Origin of the sequence: Phytohabitans aurantiacus (genome assembly GCF_027923225.1) — a bacterium.
Classification (GTDB): Bacteria; Actinomycetota; Actinomycetes; order Mycobacteriales; family Micromonosporaceae; genus Phytohabitans; species Phytohabitans aurantiacus.
The window spans coordinates 47,461-65,053 of sequence record NZ_BSDI01000036.1 but is presented as its reverse complement, the minus strand read 5'-3'; the positions used below and the strand labels follow the sequence as shown (position 1 = coordinate 65,053).

Below are 17,593 nucleotides of genomic sequence, written 5' to 3'. Positions count from 1 at the left end.
ACCCCGACCAAGCCACCAAAACCCTCCCGACCCGGCCCAGGCCGCCCCAAAGGATCGAAGAACAAGCATCCCCGAACCCGCCAACCCGTGATCAGGAAAGGCCGACCCGCCAACACCGGCCACCCCAAACGCCGCAACCCACCAGCCAACACCCCCCAACAGCCTTAAATCCCCAGCGCAGCGGGGGGCGGGGTGGCGAGGGGGGCGGGGTGGGAGGAGTGACGAGCGAGGGCCCCCAGTCAACCTTTGCGGGCGGTTGGGTGTCTGTACCGGCGTGGAGACAGAACTCGCGCCAACACGACAACGCTCCTTTGTGGAGAGTCGGCTACCAGTGCTCCTGCTTGGTGTGTTGTTCGCCCTGCTCGGCCTGTACGTGGTCGTGGCCGCTGACGCGTACGGCCGCACGTGGGACGAGGGCTTGCAGAACTGGTACGGCGAGGCGGTGCTGAACTGGTACCTGTCGGCCGGGCGGGACCTCGGGTTCGTCCGGGATCCGCATCCGGCCGACTTCATGCCGCAGCACGGCCCGTTCGCCGAGGTGCTCATCGCGGCCGCGCAGCGGCTGACCGGGGAGACGTGGCACACCCGCTCGGTGATGGGCGGGGTGTTTGGCGTGGCGGGGATCGCCGGTATCGCGCTGTGCGGTCGGCAGCTGGCCGGCTGGTGGGGCGCGTTTCTGGCGGCGCTGGGGCTGACTCTCTATCCCCGCTACACAGGGGCGATGTTCGGCAACTCCAAGGACGTCCCGTTCACCGCCGCGATGATTTTCGTGCTGTGGGCGACCGTGCGCCTGCTGCGCCGCCGCGACAGCAACATGTGGGACGCGGCGTTGCTCGGGGCGCTGCTCGGCGCGGCGATGTCGATCCGGGCGACGGCGATCCTGTGGTACGGGGTGCTGGCGATCGCGTTTCTCGTGACGCGCCGATTCAAGCAGGCGGCGGTCGTGTGTGGAGTGTCGTACGTGACGATACTGGCGCTGTGGCCGTACATCGCGCTCAACCCGGTGACCGGTCTGCCCGAGTCGATCTCGGCGATGTCCAAGTACCAGTGGTTCGGCGAGGTGCTCTTCGACGGTGTCATGGTGCGGGGGATGGACCTGCCATGGCAGTACACTCCACAGTGGCTGGTCATCGGCTCGCCACCGGTCGCCTTGGCGCTCGCGCTGGTGGGCCTCGGGTTCGTCGTGGCCGACGTCGCCCGCCGCCGGTGGCCGGTCGCCGAGCTGCTCGCCGGGGCGCTGCTCGTCGTGCCGGTCGTCGCGCTGGTGGTCACTCACGCCACCCTCTACAATGGACTGCGACACTTCCTGTTCGCGGTGCCCGGAATGATCCTGCTGGCCGTGGCCGCGACGGTGCGGCTCTGGCGGCGTAGGACGGCGGTGGCCGTGGCTGTCGCCGTGGTGCTGGTGGCCGGGCACGCCGAGGTGGCGGTCGCCGACGCCCGGCTGTACCCGTACGAGTACGCCTACTTCAGCCCGCTCGTCGGTGGGTTCCGCGGTGCGCACGCGCGGTACGAGAGTGACTACTGGCGGTCATGCGAGACGCCGGCCGCCCGGTGGCTGGCGCGGCACTACCGGGACCACACCACCGAGGCTCGCCCGACGGTCGGTGGCCTGCTGCCGCACAACGGGGTGGCGGTGCTGCCGGTCGTCCGCACGGAGGCGGAGGCGGCGCCGACGTTCTGGGTGTACAGCTTCCATCCGGCGCCACCGGCGGTCACCTACCGGCCGATCCACCGCGTCGTCGTTGAGGGGGTGGCGGTGTGCACGGTCAGTGTGCGGGGATGACGCAACCTTTCCGCATCCGATGGTGTCTCTATCGGGTAGACGAGGGGGTGGTCGTGGACGACGGCGGGTTCGAGGAGTTCGTGCGTGCCCGGTCAGCGGGCCTGTTACGCAGCGCGTATCTTCTCTGCGGGGGTGACCCGGGCGCGGCCGAGGACCTCCTCCAGGACGTGCTCGAACGCATGTACCCGAAGTGGCGGCGGATCAGCGGCGACCCGGAGGGGTACGCGCGGGCGGCGCTCGCCAACGCGGCCGCCAACCGCTGGCGGCGCAAGAGCCGCCGGGTCGCGGAGGCGCCGCTGGAGTTGGCCGGGCCCCGCGGGATCGCCGGACCGGAAGGCGAGGTGACCGACCGGGACCTGGTGGTACGGGCCTTGGCGGCGCTCCCGCCGCGCACCCGGGCGGTACTGGTCCTCCGGTTCTTCCACGACCTTTCCGAGGCGCAGACCGCGGCGGCGCTCGGCTGCGGAGTCGGCACCGTCAAGAGCCAGACGTCGCGCGGGCTGGCCCGCCTGCGCCAGTGGCTTCCCGAACAGGACGGCACGTTTCCCAATATCCTGGCGACCGCGGTACGGGGGAACTGACCATGATGGACACTGAGCGGGTCAACCGCGCGATGTGGGACGCGACCGACCGTCTCCGCGTCGCGCCGGACTTCACCGACCGTGTCGTTCGCGGCGGGCGCCGCCGGGTGCGGCGCGCCCGTGCGCGCGGCATCGCCCTCGCGGTGGCCATCGTGATGGCCGGCGGCGGCGCCACGGTGGCGTGGCACGACGCGGCCAGCGAGACGGTCACCGTGGCCAGCCACCTCTTCCAGCCCACCAGCGGTGACCTGGCCGAAGACTCAGGAGTGATCTCGCGGGCGGTGCAGGCCTGGCGGGAGGGCCTGCGCGACACGGAGAGCGGCGACGCCATGGTGGCGGCGCTGCGCGGCGAGCCACACGTCTACTGGGCCGGCACGACCCCGGCGGGACCGGCGGCCGTGGTGGCCCAGGCGGGAGCGGGCGGCGACGAGGGGCTCATGTCGGGACTCGTGGCGACGGACCCGGTGAGCAAGCGGTTCTTGCTCGTCGGCGAGGAGTCCGCGGCGCACGGCGTGTCATGGGTGTACGCCTTCGGGCCCGAGGATCGCACGCTGCTCGCGGTCGACACGGGCGTGCCGCTCTTTGTTTCCATGGCACCCGTGGCGGGAGACGACGGCAAACTCACCCGCGACTGGCGCAGGATGAGCACTGTGGACGGTGTGGCACTGGCTGAGGTACCAGTGCGGGGCGACCCCGACAACGTCCGCGTTCTCGCGCGGCAGGCGCTCCCGGCTCCCGACGAACGCGACGCGACCGGCCTGCGTCCGGTGCGGCGGGCCAGCGACTACGTCCAACGGCTGGAGGCCAAGAACGACGGTAGGACCGTGACCGTGGTTCCCGGAAGCGGCCTGCCCTGGGAGGATCGGAGCGCCGACGGGCCGACCCGGGCAGGGCGACCCACGCAGGTCAGCGACGGCGCCGGCATCCTGCTGCAAGCGGCCGGAGAAGCCGGCTATCTGGACCCGCTCCCCGGGATCAGCGGAGCGGGCCGGTGGGAGGTGGTCGCCGGCCTGCCCGACGGGCGGACCGCGTTGCTCAGCGAGGTCTACCAGGATCCCGGACCGGCGTTCGTGTTCGCTGTAGTGCTCGACGCGACGGGAGCGGTCGACGCGGTGATCCCGGGTGGCAGCGCCGATCGGGACGCACCGGTGCCGGTGCGGGTGCGGCTGCCGGACGGGCAGGGCTGGATCGTGGCGGCGTACGGCTCGGCGCTGTCCTACCGCACGTCCGGCGGCGGCGCGTGGGTCGAGGCCGGCAGTGACGCGGCGCTGCTGCCCGATACCGCCACCGAGGTGCGAGCCGTCGCGACCGGCGGGGCGGCGCGGTCACAAAGGCTGTGACGCGGCCGCCCCGCCGGCCCTCATCTCAAGGGGCGTAGGTGATGGCCGGTCGCGGGGGCGTCGACATGCCGGAGCCCAGGAAGTAGTCGACGTGGTGCGACTGCATGTACCCCTTGAGCGTCATCGCGTTGCGGTAGGCGGGATTGTGGGCGAGCGTGTACAGCCGGGTGTTGGACGGCTGGTTGGTCGTGAAGATGATCAGCTCGTTGAAGCTGGCGTTGGTGTAGACGGCCTCTTCGCGCCAGTCGCCGAGGATGTCGCCGTGGAAGGTGGGCTGTACGTTCTGGCTGGCGTCGACCGCGCCGTAGTTCCAGGTGCTGACCAGCCGCGGCACGCTGCTGGTGCCGGTCGGGGCGTTCGGGTTCCACTTCTCGATTTTGCCGTCGTTGAGCAGTTCGATGGTGGTGTCGCCGTCCCAGAACAGGCCGGTCTGCGGCCACGGCTGCAGCGTGGTGTTGGACTGGGTGAGCTGGTTGGTGGATGCGTTGTAGAGGCCGGAGAAGGCCCAGACCTCCATGCCGGGGTAGCGGGGGTCGACGTCGCCGACCATGCCGCGGCCGACGTCGGCGGTGCCGGCTTCGACGTGCTGCCAGATCATGTTGCCGGTGGCCGCGTCGTAGTAGTAGTCGCGCAGCCCGCTGGGGTTGTCCTGCTGTACGCCGTATCCCTGTAGTCCTGGCCGGTTGGGGTCGATCTTCGTGATGTGGAAGCGGTCGCCGTGGATGATGCCGCGCGGCGCCAGCGAATACCGAAGCGTCCCGTTGCCGTTGAGGACGAACCCGATCTCGGCGATCTCGTCGCGGCCGTCGCCGTCGACGTCGATGATGCGGGTGTTGTGGCCGTCGGGCAGGTTCTGGTTGCCGCGCAGGAACTTCCACTGCATGTTCAGGGCCGTGCCGGTGAACCGCCAGGCGGTGTACATGAGGTTGAAGGCGCCGGAGCCGATCCGGTTCTTCATGTAGGCGATCAGGCTGGGGTTGACGCCGTCGAGGTGGCCGACGCCGAAGCGGGCGTACATCGGGCCGTCTGAGAGGTAGTCGGTTGGCACGGCGGCGGTGGCGCGTGCCGCGCCGGTCATGCCGTCGAGGATGGCGACGGCCTGGCGGGTGTTGTCGCTCAGGCCGTTGAAGGTGACGCCGTTGCCGAAGACGACGCCGTTGGCGATCCGCACCGCGACCTCGGCGCGCCCGTCGTTGTCGAGGTCGTACACGGTGACGCCGTCGTTGTGGCCGACGTTGACGGTGGACGAGCTGCCCTCGATGTTGTCCTGGTTGGTGCTGTTGGGGCCCATGTTGACCGACCAGAGGAACTGTCCGTTGCTCCGGTACGCCTCGATGGTCTGTGGCGAGGTCTGGCGGTCCAGTACGTAGTCGTACTCGCCGTCGCCGTCGAGGTCGCCGACCCAGACGAACTTGACCGCCCCGCCGCCGCGGATCGGCACCCGCACCACGGGCTCGGTGGCGTGGTTGGCGGTCAGCGTGAACGCGCCACTCGCGGCCTGCTCCACGCCGCCGACCACCGGCCGGACGTGGTAGCTGTTGGCCTGCGCCAGGTTGGCCGAGGTGTCCACATAGTTCGTGCCGCCGGTCAGGACCGACGCGTTGAGCTTGACCGCCGCGCCGCCGGCAGCCGACCGGTACACGTTGAAGCCGATGCCGTCCGGGTCCAGCCCCAGCAGGCGCCACGAGACCAGGACGCTGCTGGTGCCGCCGCGCACCGCCACGACGCCCCGGCCGAGGTTCTCCATCACCCGTCCGGTGGTCGGGTTGGTGCCGCCGCCGGTGGTGACGTCGATGTAGTCGATGTTGGCGAGCCCGCTCGCGGTGGTGGCGGCGAGCCGGATGGTGTTGTTGCCGGCGTTGAGCTGTACGGTCAGCGAGCGGGTCGCCCAGGCGTTCCAGGCGCCGGTGGCGTCGAACGCGAACCCCGACTGCGCCACGCCGCCGTTGACGCTCACATCGGCCGGTCGGCCGGCGCCGCTGCCGTTCGTGTACCGGATGTCCACTGTGGCCGATCCGGTGGTCGAGGCATTGACGGTGAACTGGACGGCCGCGCCGACGGCGGCGCTGCTGTCACAGAAGCCGCTGCCGGAGTACCCGGAGTGGTTGGAAGCGATCGCACCCTGGCAGGTGGCCGGCGCGTTCTCCGCCTCGTACCGGGTGGTGGCGGCGGAGGCGTTCAGGGCGACGAAGACTCCCGCGCCCGTCAGGAGGGTCACGGCTGACGCGACCGTTACGAGTCGTTTCATGACTGTCCCAAGTGGTCTCCGACCAGCGCGAGGCACTGGATCGCCGCCAGGCCGTACTGTGCGCTGGCGTTGGTGGACACGAAGCTGGCCTCGTCGACCGGCTTGAGCACGGCGGGCCCCTCGACGCGCGTGGCCCGCCAGTTCAGGTTGCGCGGATAGCCGGCGTGACCGGTGTAGAACTCCTGCCACGCCCGCGCCGCCAGGGTCGCGTTGCCCGTCTTCGCGGCGGCGTACGCGGTGAGCCGCGAGTGGGCCTGGCGGAGGTTGAGGTTGCCGAACGAGGAGCCGGTCTCGGCGATCTGCTCGGCGGCGGTGCCGTTGTAGAGCCGGCAGTACTGCAGCCAGGCGTCGGTGAAGTCGGGCATGTCGATCAGGTCGATCAGCTCGCTGCACATCTCGACGAGGCCGAACACCGCGCCGAGCGACCCGACCGACACCGCCGGCGCCGCGGGCGCGAACTCGCCGGTGTCCAGGTCGTAGAGGCCGCTGCCCTGGATGAAGCCGTTGGGCATGGCGGCGATGGTGCGCGCGGTGTTGAGCAGCTTCGTGCGGGCGATCGGATTTCCGCCGCGTTCCCACTCGGTGAGCCAGGCCGCGGCGAGGCCGCTCCAGTCGGTGCCGGTGCCGATGGACAGCGCGTGCGGGTCCGGCTCGTACGGCTCGGTGCGGATCTTGCGGATCGGGTCGAGGACCAGGAAGGTGCGGTCGGAGTCGACGAGATCGCGCATCAGGTCGCCGGTGCGCTCGTCGGCGGTGAGGAAGTAGTAGAACCGCCGGTACGCCGCCTGGCTGATGCGCAGCTGCTTGGCGCTGTCGGCCCAGTGCAGCACGCCGTGGCGGGTGCCGAGGTCGCTCCACTGGCCGAGGTGGTAGACGTCGACCTCGCCGGTGTGCCGGGTCATGGCCTCGGCGAAGCGGAACACGTCGGCGCGGCCGGAGCGCAGGAACTGGTACCACAGCCACAGGTCCGGGGAGAGCTCCGAGTTCGCCCACGCGTACCCGCCGACGTCGTACCGCCACACGTGCCGGTCCGGGTCGTAGCTGTGCATGATGTCGCCGTAGTTCCAGAACCCGTACCAGGAGCGCTGCTCGACCTGCTGGCGGTGGTGGTCGACGAGGAAGTCGAGCCGGTCCTCGATCTCGCGCTTGGCCGGGGTGCCGCGGTCGACCGGGCTCCAGTCGCCGAAGACGCCGGCGGCGTGCAGCGCGGCCGGCGGGGCGACCACCAGCGGCGGGGTGCGCACCGCGGCGGCGAGCTGGGCGAACCGCGCGGCCGACGGGGTGCTGGCGAGGGCCCAGAACGACAGCTCGGTGGTGCGCGCGACGCCGTACGGGGTGCCGAAGCCGGGCTCGTAGTCCTCGTACGTGATCTCCAGGCCCTCGAGCTGCTCCGGGTACGTGTCCTGGCCCATGCCGTCGTGGTAGAAGCGCAGGTCCATCGGGGTGGCGTCGGGTGACCACAACCAGGCGGTGACCTCGGCGTTGTCGGTGGCCGCCCCGCGGATGTCGAGCTGCGTCGGGTGGAGCTGCCAGAAGTCCTTCATGCCGAACGCGAGCCCGCCGGAGACGCCGCCGACGTATCCGAGGCCGCCCGCGCGGCGCCCGGTGTCGACCTGGATCCAGCCGTGCCCGGCAGTGGTGCGCTTGCGGATGTCGAAGCAACCGTCGGCGAGCTGGCGCAGGCTGTAGTCGCCCCACATCGGGATGAGCGGCAGCCGGTTGGTCACCCGGAGGTCCCATGTGGACGGATCCGGCAGGCGCTGGCCGGCGATCTGCGCCTGGCGTACCGCCGCACCGGGATCGCGGCGCAGGCCGGTGATGCCGCGGACCGCCTCACCGAGCACGCCGTCGTCGTCGCCCGCGAAGCGGATGTGACGGTCGTGCGGCAGGTCGCTCATCGGCACCTGGAACCGGACGCCCAGGCCGGTGATGAAGTCCCGCTTCTCGTTGCCGTCGAACACGAACGTGTGCACCATGCGGATGCCGTCGCTGCCCGCGTACAGGTAAAGGCGGATGGTGAAGGGCAGCCAGGCGCGGGTGCCGCGGTCGGCGCGGTGCTTGCCCTCCACGCGCACGACGGCGCGGACCGGGCCGCGCTGCTCGACAGTGACCTTGTGGATCTCGGACGTGAACCGCTCTTTCCGCACCACGGTGGCGTCGTCGGCGGTGTCCGCCCGCACGCACACCAGCTTGCCGCCGGTGGCGACCACGCGGTCGCCGCGCGTGATCGACGGCACCAGCACGCGGCCGCGCTTGGCGACGGCGCAGCGGATGACGCCGGTGTCGACCGTGACCTCCTTGCCGGTCTCGGTGACGCGCAGCGGGGTCGCGGGGGCGGCGGCGGTGCCGGGCCGCAGCGTGTACTGCTCGGCGGTGGGCGCCTCGGTGCCGATGGCGTGGGCCGTCCACTTGACGGTGCCGTCCGGCCAGTACCCGATGGGCCAGGACTGCACGGGCACTGCGGCGCCGTCGGCGGCGGTAAGGGACAGTTGCTGGTCGCGCGTGAGCGCGCCGCGCGGCCACGGCACGCCCCAGGTGGCGCCGACGAGGGCCTGGGGTGCGCCGCCCTCCAGCCAGCGCAGCGGCACGCCCTCGTCGAGCACGCGGGCATTCCTGGGAGGGCTTGCTGTCGCGGGCCGAGCCGGGAGGGGCAGTTGGCTGGCCGCGCCGGCGAGGGCCGCGCCGACGAGGAGGCTGCGGCGGGGGATGTGGGGCATGGGCACTCCACTTCGCGTGCAAACGCTTACTATCAGGTGCAGCGAACCAGGGCCAACAACGACTGTCAATACCCTGTATCCCTGCTGGCACGGGTGTGTGATCGTGTTCTAGGATGCGAGCCATCACTGCAAACGTTTTAACTTCGCTTCCACCGGGGGATGGCTTCCTGTCGCCGTTCACCGGCTGGACCCGGGCCCACTGGGAGGGCCTCGCCGACCACCTGCTCGACGCGGTGGTGCCGCACGCGACGCCCGGCTTCGCGCAGGTCAGGCTGCCCGGCAGGCCCGGCGTCTCGGGCCTGCACAGCGACGGCCTGGAGGGCTTCGCCCGCACGTTCCTGCTCGCGGCGTTCCGCGTCGCGGGCGCTGGCGGCGCCGTCCCGATCGGGCTCATCGAGCGGTACGCCGACGGCCTCGCCCACGGCACCGACCCCGGTCATCCGTACGCCTGGCCGGCGGCCGCGGACTGTTCGCAGCAGATCGTCGAGGCGGCCTCGATCGCGCTGGCGCTGCACGAGACCCGCCCGTGGCTGTTCGACCGCCTCGACGCGCCGGTGCGGGAACGCGTCGTCGACTGGCTGGCCGGGTTCGCCGGCAAGCGCACCTGGCAGAGCAACTGGGTGCTGTTTCCGGTCGTGATCCAGCAGTTCCTGGCCGGCGTCGGCGCCCCGCACGACCCGGCCGCGATCACCGCCGGGCTCGACAAGATCGAGCAGTGGTACGTCGGGGACGGCTGGTACACCGACGGCGACGGGCGGTGCTTCGACTACTACGCCGGCTGGGCCATGCACCTGTACCCGCTGCTGTGGGCGCGGATGTCCGGCGACCGCGAGCGCGGCGACATGTACCGGGAGCGGCTGCGCGCCTTCCTCGACCAGTACCAGCACATGTTCGCGCGGGACGGCGCGCCCGTCCATCAGGGACGGTCGCTGTGCTACCGGTTCGCCACCGTCGCGCCGCTGTGGCTCGGCGAGCTCATGGACGCCACGCCGCTGCCGCACGGACGCACCCGCCGCATCGCCAGCGGGGTTCTGCGGCACTTCGTCGAGCACGGGGTGCCCGACGAGCGCGGGCTGCTCGGCCTCGGCTGGTACGAGCGGTTCCTGCCGGTGACACAGCACTACTCGGGGCCCGCGTCGCCGTACTGGGCCAGCAAGGCGTTCGTCGGGCTGCTGCTGCCCGCCGACCATCCGGTGTGGACGGAGCGGGAGCGGGGCGCGCCGATCGACGACGGCGACCAGGTCGTCGCGATGCCCGGGCCGGGCTGGCTGCTGCACGCCACCCGGCACGACGGCCTCGTGCGGCTCGTCAACCACGGCAGCGACCGGGCACGGCACCTCGTCGCCGGCGGCCTCGAAGACCCGCACTACCTGCGGTTCGGGTACGCCACGCACACCGCGCCGGAGACCGGTGAGGAGGCCCGGGTGCGCGCCGTGGACGGACACCTCGCCGTCGTGGCGCCGGACGGCACCATCTCGCGCCGCCGCCGCATCGAGCCGCTCGCCACGCACGACCGGTTCGCCGCGTCGGCGTACGAGGACGGACTGGTCCGGGTCGTGACGGCGTCTGTCGTGCGTGGACCCTGGGAGGTACGCGCCCACCGGGTGACCGCGCCGGCCGGCTGGGCGGTACGCGACGGCGGTTACGCCCTCGCCGACACCCGGCCGCCGACGGTCCACACCGGACACTGCTGGGCGATGGTGTCCAGACCGGACGGACTGGCGAGCCTCGCGGTCGGCCTGCACGGCTTCGACGCGTCCGACGTGGCGCGAGCCGTGGACGCCAACGCGTACGGCACCTGCTCCGCCACGCCTTACCTCACCGCGGCCGCGCATCCCGGCGACAGCGCCGTCTACGTCTCCCTGATGGAGCTCACCGGTGACCGCGCCGACCCGGCCGCGCTCGCCGAGTCCGTCGCGGTGACGGTCGACGGCGACCGCGTGGGCGTAACCTTCCCGGACGGCGAGCGCGTAGAACTGGAGATGGGTGCGACGCTGGCGTACACGCGCTGGCCGGCCGGGTCCGGCAAGCCCGTGCGCTGGCCGCTAGATTGACGTCCGAGGATTGGGGGCGACGTGGCGCGACGCACCAGCGATACCGCGGACGGCCGGCGGCGGTCGACGATCCGTGAGGTCGCCGACATGGCGGGCGTCTCCGTCGCGACCGTCTCCCGGATCCTGAGCGGCAGCTACCCGGCCTCGCCCGCCACTCGCGCCCGCGTCATGCGCGCGGTCAAAGAGCTGGACTACGTGGCCAACGCCCACGCCCGGGCGCTCGCCGGCACCCCGAGCAAGAGCGTCGCCATCGTGCTCAACTCGGTGATCTCGCCGCACTACGCGCACGTCGCGCAGGGCGTCGAGACGCAGGCCGCCGTCGCGGGGCGGCTGTGCCTGATCGGCACCACCGGCGGCGACCCCGAGCGCGAGCTCGCGATGGTCAAGTTCATGCGCGAGCAGCACGCCGAGGCGGTCATCCTGGTCGGCAACGTCGTCGCCGACGACCGGTACCGGGAGCGGATGAGCCAGTACGCGCACACCCTCGCCGCGATCGGCTCCCGGCTGGTGCTGTGCGGCCGCCCACCGCTCGGGCCCGACGTGCCCGCCGTCGTCATCGAGTACGACCACGCCGGCGGCGCGTTCGCGGCCACCAGCCACCTGCTGTCCGCCGGCCACCGGCGCATCCTGCTCCTCGGCAGCCGCCCCGGCTACACCACCGCACAGGGCCGGCTCACCGGATACCGGCAGGCGCTGGCCGCGTACAAGGTGCCGCACGACCCCGCGCTGGAGGTCGAGGGGACGATGGAGTGGCAGGAGGGCCACCGCATGATGAAGGAGCGGCTGGCCGCCGGCCCGCGCGACTTCACCGCGGTCTTCGCCGTCAACGACCTCATCGCCGGCGGCGCCTACCGGGCCCTCGCCGAGCAGAACATTCGCGTACCCGACGACGTGTCGATGGTCGGCTTCGACAACCTGCCGCCCTCGCTCGACCTCAACCTCACCACCGTGCACCTGCCGCACGAGGAGGTCGGACGCACGGCGGTGCGGCTCGCGCTGGAGCACGAGGAGCGCGGCGGCGCCTTCCCCCACGTCACCATGGGCACCCATCTGGTCCTTCGCGACTCGGTCCGCCCCACGCCTCCATAGGCTTAGGGCATGGAGTTCGACCAGCACACGCTCGTCTTTCTGGTGCGGCCGCCGGACGCGCCGGAGTTGAGTCCGGAGGAGGAAGACGCCCTCCAGGACGCTCACCTCGCGTTCCGCGCCGACCTGCGCGAAAAGGGCTACCTGCTCGCCGGCGGTCCGCTCGCCGACCAAGACGATGAAAGCGTCCGCGGCGTCTCGGTGATGTCGGTCGACCCGGCGACGGCCCGCGAGCTGTGCGCCGCCGACCCCGCCGTGCGCGCGGGACGGCTCGCGGTTCAGGTGATGACCTGGATGGTGCCGGCCGGCAACATCCGTTTCGAGAAGGTGACCGCTCCCCGCTCGATCGCCGAGGTCACCGCCGACTGAGTTGTTCCGCGCTGGAGCTCTCAGGATCAAGTTCAGAATCGGGCTTCGAGCTACCGCGACGCCCGCCGCGCGCCAGACCGCTGCTCCCGCGGCCTCGCCCCCCGCGTTCCCACAACCGGTGGCGGTCCGACATGTGACAGTGCCGTCCGCGCCAGTCCCTCCGGGCATAGCATTCATGCGCATACGTCAATGGATGGTGAAGGGGGACGACGCGATGACACTGTCCCGGCGGGACGCGATACGCAGGATCGGGGGCACCGGGCTGGCGGTTGTCACCGGCTCGGTCCTGGCCCTCAGCCTGGAGAGTCCGGCGCTCGCGGCGCAGAGCAACTGGCGCTGGTGCCACCTGTGCGAGGGATTGTGGTTCAACGGGCACACGTTCAAGGGCGCGTGTGCCGGTAACGGCGGCGGGTCGCACCACAGCGACGGCAGCGGCAACTACTCGCTCCTCTTCGCGGCCGACGCGGGCACCGGCCAGACCAACTGGCGTTACTGCCACCTGTGCGAAGGTTTATGGTTCAACGGGCACATGTTCAAGGGCGCCTGTCCCGGCAATGGCAACCTCTCGCACCACAGCGACGGCAGCGGCGACTACAAGATCGAGTCCGCGTCGGTCGGCGGTGGCCAGAGCAACTGGCGTTACTGTCACCTGTGCGAGGGGATGTGGTTCAACGGGCACGCCTTCAAGGGCGCCTGTCCCGGAAACGGCGGCGGTTCGCACCAGAGCGACGAAAGCGGCAACTACCAGCTACGGCAGGTCTGAGCCCCGGCGCGCCAGGGTGTCCAATCAGGATCATCGACGTCGCGGGAGCCGGGTCCGTCTGGACCCGGCCCCCGCATGGCGTCACAACAACGTGCGCCAGTAGTCCCAGAAACGCTCGCCGATCAGCACCGTGAGGATCAGTAACCAGCCCAAGGGGATGGCGGTGTGAAACCGCGCCGCCGACCGCAGAGACCGGGGTGCGGGCAGGTGTCCGCGGTCGAGGTTGTACAGGGTCACGTACGAGAAGAGCACGATCGTGACAACCCACACCACCATGCAGTACGGGCACAGCGCGCCGATCCGGTACAGGCTCTGCGCGAACAGCCAGTGCACCAGTACGACACCGAAGACCGTGCCGGCCTGCAGACCGAGCCACCACCAGCGGGGCAGCCGCACGCCGCCGAGTACGGCGACACCGGTGGCGACCACCAGCGGAAACAGCGCCACGCCGATCAGCGGGTTGGGGAAGCCGAACACCTCGGCCTGCGGAGTGTTCATGACTGAGCCGCAGGACAGGATCGGGTTGATCGAGCAGCTGGGCGTGTAGCCGGGATCGCGTAGCAGCGCGATCTTCTCCACGGTCAGGACGAACGCGGCGGCTCCGCCGAGCAGCCCTCCGGCGGCCAGTACCCCGCCGATCAGCCGGTCGCCGATCACTGGGCCAGGGCGTTGTCGATGGTCTTTTTCAGCGCCTCGTATGTCGGGTCCTGCTCGTACTGGACGCCGTTGACGAAGAACGTCGGCGTGCCCCGCACCCCGAGTCGCTCGCCGTCTTTCGCGTCCGCGCGGACCCGGGCGTCCACGTCCGCACTGGCCATGTCGGCACGGAACCTCTCCACGTCCAGGCCCAGCTCGCGGGCGTACCCGACGAACGTGTCCACTTGGGACTGTTGCTGGCCGCCCCACGCGGCCTGGTTGTCGAAGAGCTTGACGTACATCGCCTCGAACTTGCCCTGCCGGGCCGCCGCCTCGGCCGCGTGCGCGGAGGTGTAGGCGTTCGGGTGGCTGTCGATCGGGAAGTACCGCACCACGTAGGTGATCCGGTCACCGTACTCCGCGCGCAGCCGCTCCACGCCCGGGTACGCGGCACGGCAGGCCCCGCACTCGAAGTCCAGGAACTCTACGACGGTCACCTTGCCGTCGGCCGCGGTGGAGAGCCGGTGGCTGTCGTCGCGCACGACCGTCTGTGCGTTGGCGGCGGTGTCGTCGCCGGTGCGGTTGACCGTGAACACGATGGCCAGTGCGACCAACGCGACCACGATGAGGCTCAGCGTCACTGTCAGGTTGGTGCTCAATCCGCCCCGCCGCGCGCGGCGTACCGCTTTCGTGGCGGCTCGGGTCTTCGTCTTGTTGGATGGCATGGTCGTTCCTCCCAGGGTTCATGCCGGGCAAGGGGATGTGGACAGGGGATTTCGCCGCGCCTATATGCGCAGCGCGTCCGTCCACATCGGAACGACGACCCGCAGCCCCGCGCGGGAAACGCGCAGCCGGGCCCACCAGAACGCCAGATGCACCAGCAGCGGCCGGCGGGCCTCGCCGGCCAGGGCGAGGCCGGCGAGCGCCACCACCACGAACAGGCACCCGCTGGCGATAGCCTCACCCGGGCCAGGACTCTCCGCCGGGCCGTCGTCGGCCTCGGCCGCGAGCGCGCCGGGCAGCGAGGCCTGAAGGACGACGTTGGGGCAGGCGGCGGCGGAGTAGTAACCCGCCATCGACGCCGGCGCGAGGGGCACGTCGCGATAGGACGCGCCGCTGAACAGCGCCACCGCGAACAGCGCCCCGACCACCATGAACCAGCGCAGCAACCGAACCGGGAACACCCGGCCGGTCGCGACGCTCACGAATGCAAGAGTACGCCCAAGCCGCGACCAACCGCCGCCCTCGCCTCGGCGACCCGCCGCCCTCGCCCCCGCGCCCCCGCGCCGCGCCTCCCGACGCCGATCAAGGGCGAATGCACGTGCTTGGATCTCTTTCCGCGTGTATTCGCCCTTGATCGATGCGATCGCCCTTGATCGGCGCGGCGCGGCGCGGCGCGTCGCCGCGCCCCGGGCCGCGCGTGGGCAACCCGCGCGTGGGGCGGGTCGCGCGTGGGGCGGGTCGCGCGTCGGGGTTACAGGGCTAGGTCGGTTACTACGCCGAAGTGGTCGGAGGGCCAAACGGGCGCGGCGCCGGAGCGGTCGGGTGTGGTGAACGCGAGCCGGGTGTCGAGCGGGGTGGCGGCGCTTCCGCGTACCAGGATGTAGTCGATCCGGCAGCTCGCCTCGCCCGCGGCCCGGGCGTAGTCGTTGGTTTCGTCGAAGGTGTAGCCCGGCGCCGCGTCACCCCACGCGTCGGCGAAGCCCGCGTCGCACAGATACTTCATCTCCACCGAGTCCGGCTCGGCGTTGAAGTCGCCGAGCAGCACGGCGGGCAGCGCGCCCGGCGGTGAGAGCGCGTCGACGTGCGCCGCCACATAAGCGGCCTGCCGCAGCCGCAGCGGGGCGTGGTGCGGCTCCCAGGCCAGGTGGGTGACGAACGCGGGGAGGTCGCCGAGCGGCGTCTGGACCAGCGCGTACAGCAGCGCGCGCGGCTCGGCCTCGTCGGCGCCGGGCAGCGGGACGACGTGCCGGGTCCGGATGGGCCACGGGCTCAGGACGGCATTGCCCTGCCAGATCCGGCCCTGCCAGACTCCGCTCCGCTCGTCGCGCGGCGCGGCCGGGGCGTAGGCGACGTGGTATCCGAGGCCGTGCGCGATCGCGAGCGCCTGGCAGGTGTCTACTGTGGGGGGTGCGGAGACGTCGCGCAGCACCTCCTGCAGGCCGATCGCGTCGGGTTTCAGGCGTGCCAGCTCGTGCCGGATCAGCGGCAGCCGCTCCGGCCAGGGCCCGCGGTCGTGCCAGATGTTCAGCGTCGCGACCCTCACTCTCTCACGGCTCCCTTGGCCAGGTCGCCGACGAAGTTGCGCGCGAAGAGCAGGAACATCGCGATCAGCGGGATGACGGACAGCAGCGCGCCGGTCATGATGCGACTGTAGTCCAGGCCGTGCACGCTGTTGAGTTGCTGCAGCGCCACCTGGAGAGTGAGCTGGTCGGGGTTGACGAGCACGACCAGCGGCCAGATGAAGTCGTTCCACGCCGCGATGAATGTGTAGATGCCCAGGAACGCGAGGCCCGGCCGGATGATCGGGACGACGACGCTGAGGTACTGCCGGAAGAAGCCCGCGCCGTCGAGCCGCGCCGCGTCGAGCACCGAATCGGGTACCGCGTTGTGGATGTACTGGCGCAGGAAGAAGATGCCGAACGCGTTGGCGGCGGCCGGCACGATGAGCGCCTTGAGCGAGCCGACCCAGCCGAGCTCGACCATGATGACGAACCCGGGGATGACGGCGAGCCCGACGGGCAGGAAGAACGTGCCGATCAGTACGCCGAACAGCATGCGCCGGCCCGGGAAGTCGTACTTCGCGAACGCGAACGCGGCCAGGGAGTCGAAGAAGAGCACGAGCGCCGTCGTGGTGCACGCGACGATTACGGTGTTGAGCATCGAGCCCCAGAAGTCGATGCTGTCGAGCACGTTGCGCAGGTTGGTGACGAGCTGCCCGCCGAAGGTGAGCTTGGGCGGGAACTGGTAGATGTCCGATGTGGAGTTGGTGGCCATGACCACCATCCAGTAGAACGGGAACATCGCCAGGACTGTGCCGAGAATCAGCACCCCGTGCAGCAGCAGCCCGCGCGTGCGCCTGGTCATCACCGGCTCCTCTCGCTCTGTCCACGCTGGACCAGAGCCCAGTTGAGAATCGTGAAGAGCGCCACGACGAGCAACACGACCACCGCGATCGCCGCGCCGTACCCGTAGTCGTTGTGCGAGAACGCCTGCCGGTAGAAGTAGAAGACCATGGTCAGGCCGCTCTGCCCGGTGCCGGCGGTGTCGCCGAGCAGCACCTTCGGCTCGGTGAACGTCTGCAGGCCGCCGATGGTCGACAGCACCACCGTGAACAGGATGATGGGGCGCAGCAACGGCAGCGTGACGTGGCGGAACAGCTGCACCGCGTTGGCGCCGTCGATCCGCGCCTGCTCGTACAGGTCGCTCGGGATCGTCTGCAGGCCGGCGAGGTAGATGATGGCGTTGTACCCGGTCCACTGCCACACCGTGAGCACCGCGATGACGATTTTGATGCCCCAGGCGTTCTGCAGCCACGCCACCTCGGGCAGGCCCACCGCCTCCAGCCCCGCGTTGACGAGCCCGTAGTTCGTGGCGAACAGTGCGCCGAAGAAGATCGAGATCGCGACCGTCGAGGTGATGTTCGGGATGAAGAACGCCATCCGGTAGAACGCCTTGAAGCGCTTGACCGAGTGCAGGAGCACGGCCAGTACCAGGGCGAGCGTGAGCGTCGGCACCGTCGACATCACCCAGATGAGCAGGGTGTTCCACAGCGACAGCCAGAAGACGTCGTCCTTGATCAGGTACTGGAAGTTGTCCAGTCCCGCGAACTGCATCTCGCCGATGCCGTCCCAGCGCTGGAACGCCAGGTAGAACGAGAACAGTAGGGGTGCCAGGCCGAATACCGCGAACAGGACGTAGAACGGCGAGATCGCGAGGTACTGCGGCCAGTAGGCCAGCACGCGCCGGCGGCGACCTCGCGCCACCGGCGCGGCTGTGCGGGACAGGGTCAC

At 70.7% G+C, this 17,593-nt stretch carries 15 protein-coding genes; 7 read left to right on the top strand and 8 right to left on the bottom strand.

The genetic code is table 11. The features are described from left to right. Nucleotides 1-331 precede the first annotated feature (331 nt). Genes QMG73_RS30395 through QMG73_RS30385 form a run of 3 tightly spaced genes read left to right on the top strand, consistent with a single transcriptional unit; the run spans nucleotide 332 to nucleotide 3,707 of the window. Nucleotides 332-1,786: a glycosyltransferase family 39 protein gene (locus QMG73_RS30395; protein ID WP_281901373.1), complete on the top strand. Its 1,455-nt coding sequence runs from the start codon at nucleotides 332-334 to the stop codon at nucleotides 1,784-1,786. Next, a complete protein-coding gene (locus tag QMG73_RS30390) occupies nucleotides 1,783-2,367 on the top strand; it encodes a SigE family RNA polymerase sigma factor (protein ID WP_281901372.1) in 585 nt (194 codons plus the stop codon). The genes QMG73_RS30395 and QMG73_RS30390 overlap by 4 nt, the downstream gene beginning before the upstream one ends. Before the next feature lie 2 nt (nucleotides 2,368-2,369). Beyond that, nucleotides 2,370-3,707, top strand: a complete 1,338-nt coding sequence (locus QMG73_RS30385; RefSeq protein WP_281901371.1) for a hypothetical protein — start codon at nucleotides 2,370-2,372, stop codon at nucleotides 3,705-3,707. 25 nt (nucleotides 3,708-3,732) lie between these two features. Here the strand turns inward: QMG73_RS30385 and QMG73_RS30380 are convergent, their stop codons facing one another. Both QMG73_RS30380 and QMG73_RS30375 read right to left on the bottom strand, forming a co-directional pair. Continuing rightward, the gene (locus QMG73_RS30380) at nucleotides 3,733-5,955 is read right to left on the bottom strand and encodes a rhamnogalacturonan lyase family protein (RefSeq protein ID WP_281901370.1); all 2,223 of its coding nucleotides are present in this window, start codon (nucleotides 5,953-5,955) and stop codon (nucleotides 3,733-3,735) included. Further along, nucleotides 5,952-8,672 (bottom strand): exo-rhamnogalacturonan lyase family protein, encoded by a 2,721-nt coding sequence (locus QMG73_RS30375; RefSeq protein ID WP_281901368.1) that lies wholly within the window; start codon nucleotides 8,670-8,672, stop codon nucleotides 5,952-5,954. The genes QMG73_RS30380 and QMG73_RS30375 overlap by 4 nt, the downstream gene beginning before the upstream one ends. 113 nt (nucleotides 8,673-8,785) lie before the next feature. Here QMG73_RS30375 and QMG73_RS30370 point away from each other — a divergent pair, with 113 nt between their 5' ends. The 4 genes from QMG73_RS30370 (at nucleotide 8,786) to QMG73_RS30355 (ending at nucleotide 12,944) form a co-directional block, all read left to right on the top strand. Continuing rightward, nucleotides 8,786-10,726, top strand: coding sequence for a DUF2264 domain-containing protein (locus QMG73_RS30370; RefSeq protein ID WP_281901366.1), 1,941 nt, complete (start codon nucleotides 8,786-8,788; stop codon nucleotides 10,724-10,726). Between the two features lie 21 nt (nucleotides 10,727-10,747). Beyond that, nucleotides 10,748-11,815 (top strand): LacI family DNA-binding transcriptional regulator, encoded by a 1,068-nt coding sequence (locus QMG73_RS30365; protein WP_281901364.1) that lies wholly within the window; start codon nucleotides 10,748-10,750, stop codon nucleotides 11,813-11,815. A 9-nt stretch (nucleotides 11,816-11,824) separates the two neighbouring features. After that, nucleotides 11,825-12,181 (top strand): YciI family protein, encoded by a 357-nt coding sequence (locus tag QMG73_RS30360; RefSeq protein WP_281901363.1) that lies wholly within the window; start codon nucleotides 11,825-11,827, stop codon nucleotides 12,179-12,181. A gap of 214 nt (nucleotides 12,182-12,395) precedes the next feature. Continuing rightward, complete coding sequence (locus QMG73_RS30355; RefSeq protein WP_281901361.1) at nucleotides 12,396-12,944, top strand: hypothetical protein; 549 nt, start codon at nucleotides 12,396-12,398, stop codon at nucleotides 12,942-12,944. Nucleotides 12,945-13,025: 81 nt separating this feature from the next. Here the strand turns inward: QMG73_RS30355 and QMG73_RS30350 are convergent, their stop codons facing one another. From QMG73_RS30350 to QMG73_RS30325, 6 genes are all read right to left on the bottom strand, one after another. Beyond that, on the bottom strand, nucleotides 13,026-13,601 hold the full coding sequence (locus QMG73_RS30350) for a vitamin K epoxide reductase family protein (protein ID WP_281901359.1): 576 nt from the start codon (nucleotides 13,599-13,601) through the stop codon (nucleotides 13,026-13,028). Beyond that, on the bottom strand, nucleotides 13,598-14,239 hold the full coding sequence (locus QMG73_RS30345; RefSeq protein ID WP_309299544.1) for a DsbA family protein: 642 nt from the start codon (nucleotides 14,237-14,239) through the stop codon (nucleotides 13,598-13,600). Before QMG73_RS30345 ends, QMG73_RS30350 begins: the two co-directional genes overlap by 4 nt. A 126-nt stretch (nucleotides 14,240-14,365) precedes the next feature. Continuing rightward, nucleotides 14,366-14,785: a hypothetical protein gene (locus QMG73_RS30340; RefSeq protein ID WP_281901355.1), complete on the bottom strand. Its 420-nt coding sequence runs from the start codon at nucleotides 14,783-14,785 to the stop codon at nucleotides 14,366-14,368. Between the two features lie 269 nt (nucleotides 14,786-15,054). After that, the gene (locus QMG73_RS30335; protein WP_281901354.1) at nucleotides 15,055-15,846 is read right to left on the bottom strand and encodes an endonuclease/exonuclease/phosphatase family protein; all 792 of its coding nucleotides are present in this window, start codon (nucleotides 15,844-15,846) and stop codon (nucleotides 15,055-15,057) included. Then, on the bottom strand, nucleotides 15,843-16,667 hold the full coding sequence (locus QMG73_RS30330) for a carbohydrate ABC transporter permease (protein ID WP_281901350.1): 825 nt from the start codon (nucleotides 16,665-16,667) through the stop codon (nucleotides 15,843-15,845). The genes QMG73_RS30335 and QMG73_RS30330 overlap by 4 nt, the downstream gene beginning before the upstream one ends. Then, nucleotides 16,667-17,593, bottom strand: a complete 927-nt coding sequence (locus tag QMG73_RS30325; RefSeq protein ID WP_281901348.1) for a carbohydrate ABC transporter permease — start codon at nucleotides 17,591-17,593, stop codon at nucleotides 16,667-16,669. The genes QMG73_RS30330 and QMG73_RS30325 overlap by 1 nt, the downstream gene beginning before the upstream one ends.

What these genes read in the sequence shown, in the direction of transcription:
- QMG73_RS30390 (WP_281901372.1), top strand. Translation starts at nt 1,783, where the DNA reads ATGACGCAACCTTTCCGCATCCGATGGTGTCTCTATCGGGTAGACGAG.
- QMG73_RS30385 (WP_281901371.1), top strand. Translation starts at nt 2,370, where the DNA reads ATGATGGACACTGAGCGGGTCAACCGCGCGATGTGGGACGCGACCGAC.
- QMG73_RS30380 (WP_281901370.1), bottom strand. Translation starts at nt 5,955, where the DNA reads ATGAAACGACTCGTAACGGTCGCGTCAGCCGTGACCCTCCTGACGGGC.
- QMG73_RS30375 (WP_281901368.1), bottom strand. Translation starts at nt 8,672, where the DNA reads ATGCCCCACATCCCCCGCCGCAGCCTCCTCGTCGGCGCGGCCCTCGCC.
- QMG73_RS30370 (WP_281901366.1), top strand. Translation starts at nt 8,786, where the DNA reads ATGCGAGCCATCACTGCAAACGTTTTAACTTCGCTTCCACCGGGGGAT.
- QMG73_RS30360 (WP_281901363.1), top strand. Translation starts at nt 11,825, where the DNA reads ATGGAGTTCGACCAGCACACGCTCGTCTTTCTGGTGCGGCCGCCGGAC.
- QMG73_RS30355 (WP_281901361.1), top strand. Translation starts at nt 12,396, where the DNA reads ATGACACTGTCCCGGCGGGACGCGATACGCAGGATCGGGGGCACCGGG.
- QMG73_RS30330 (WP_281901350.1), bottom strand. Translation starts at nt 16,667, where the DNA reads ATGACCAGGCGCACGCGCGGGCTGCTGCTGCACGGGGTGCTGATTCTC.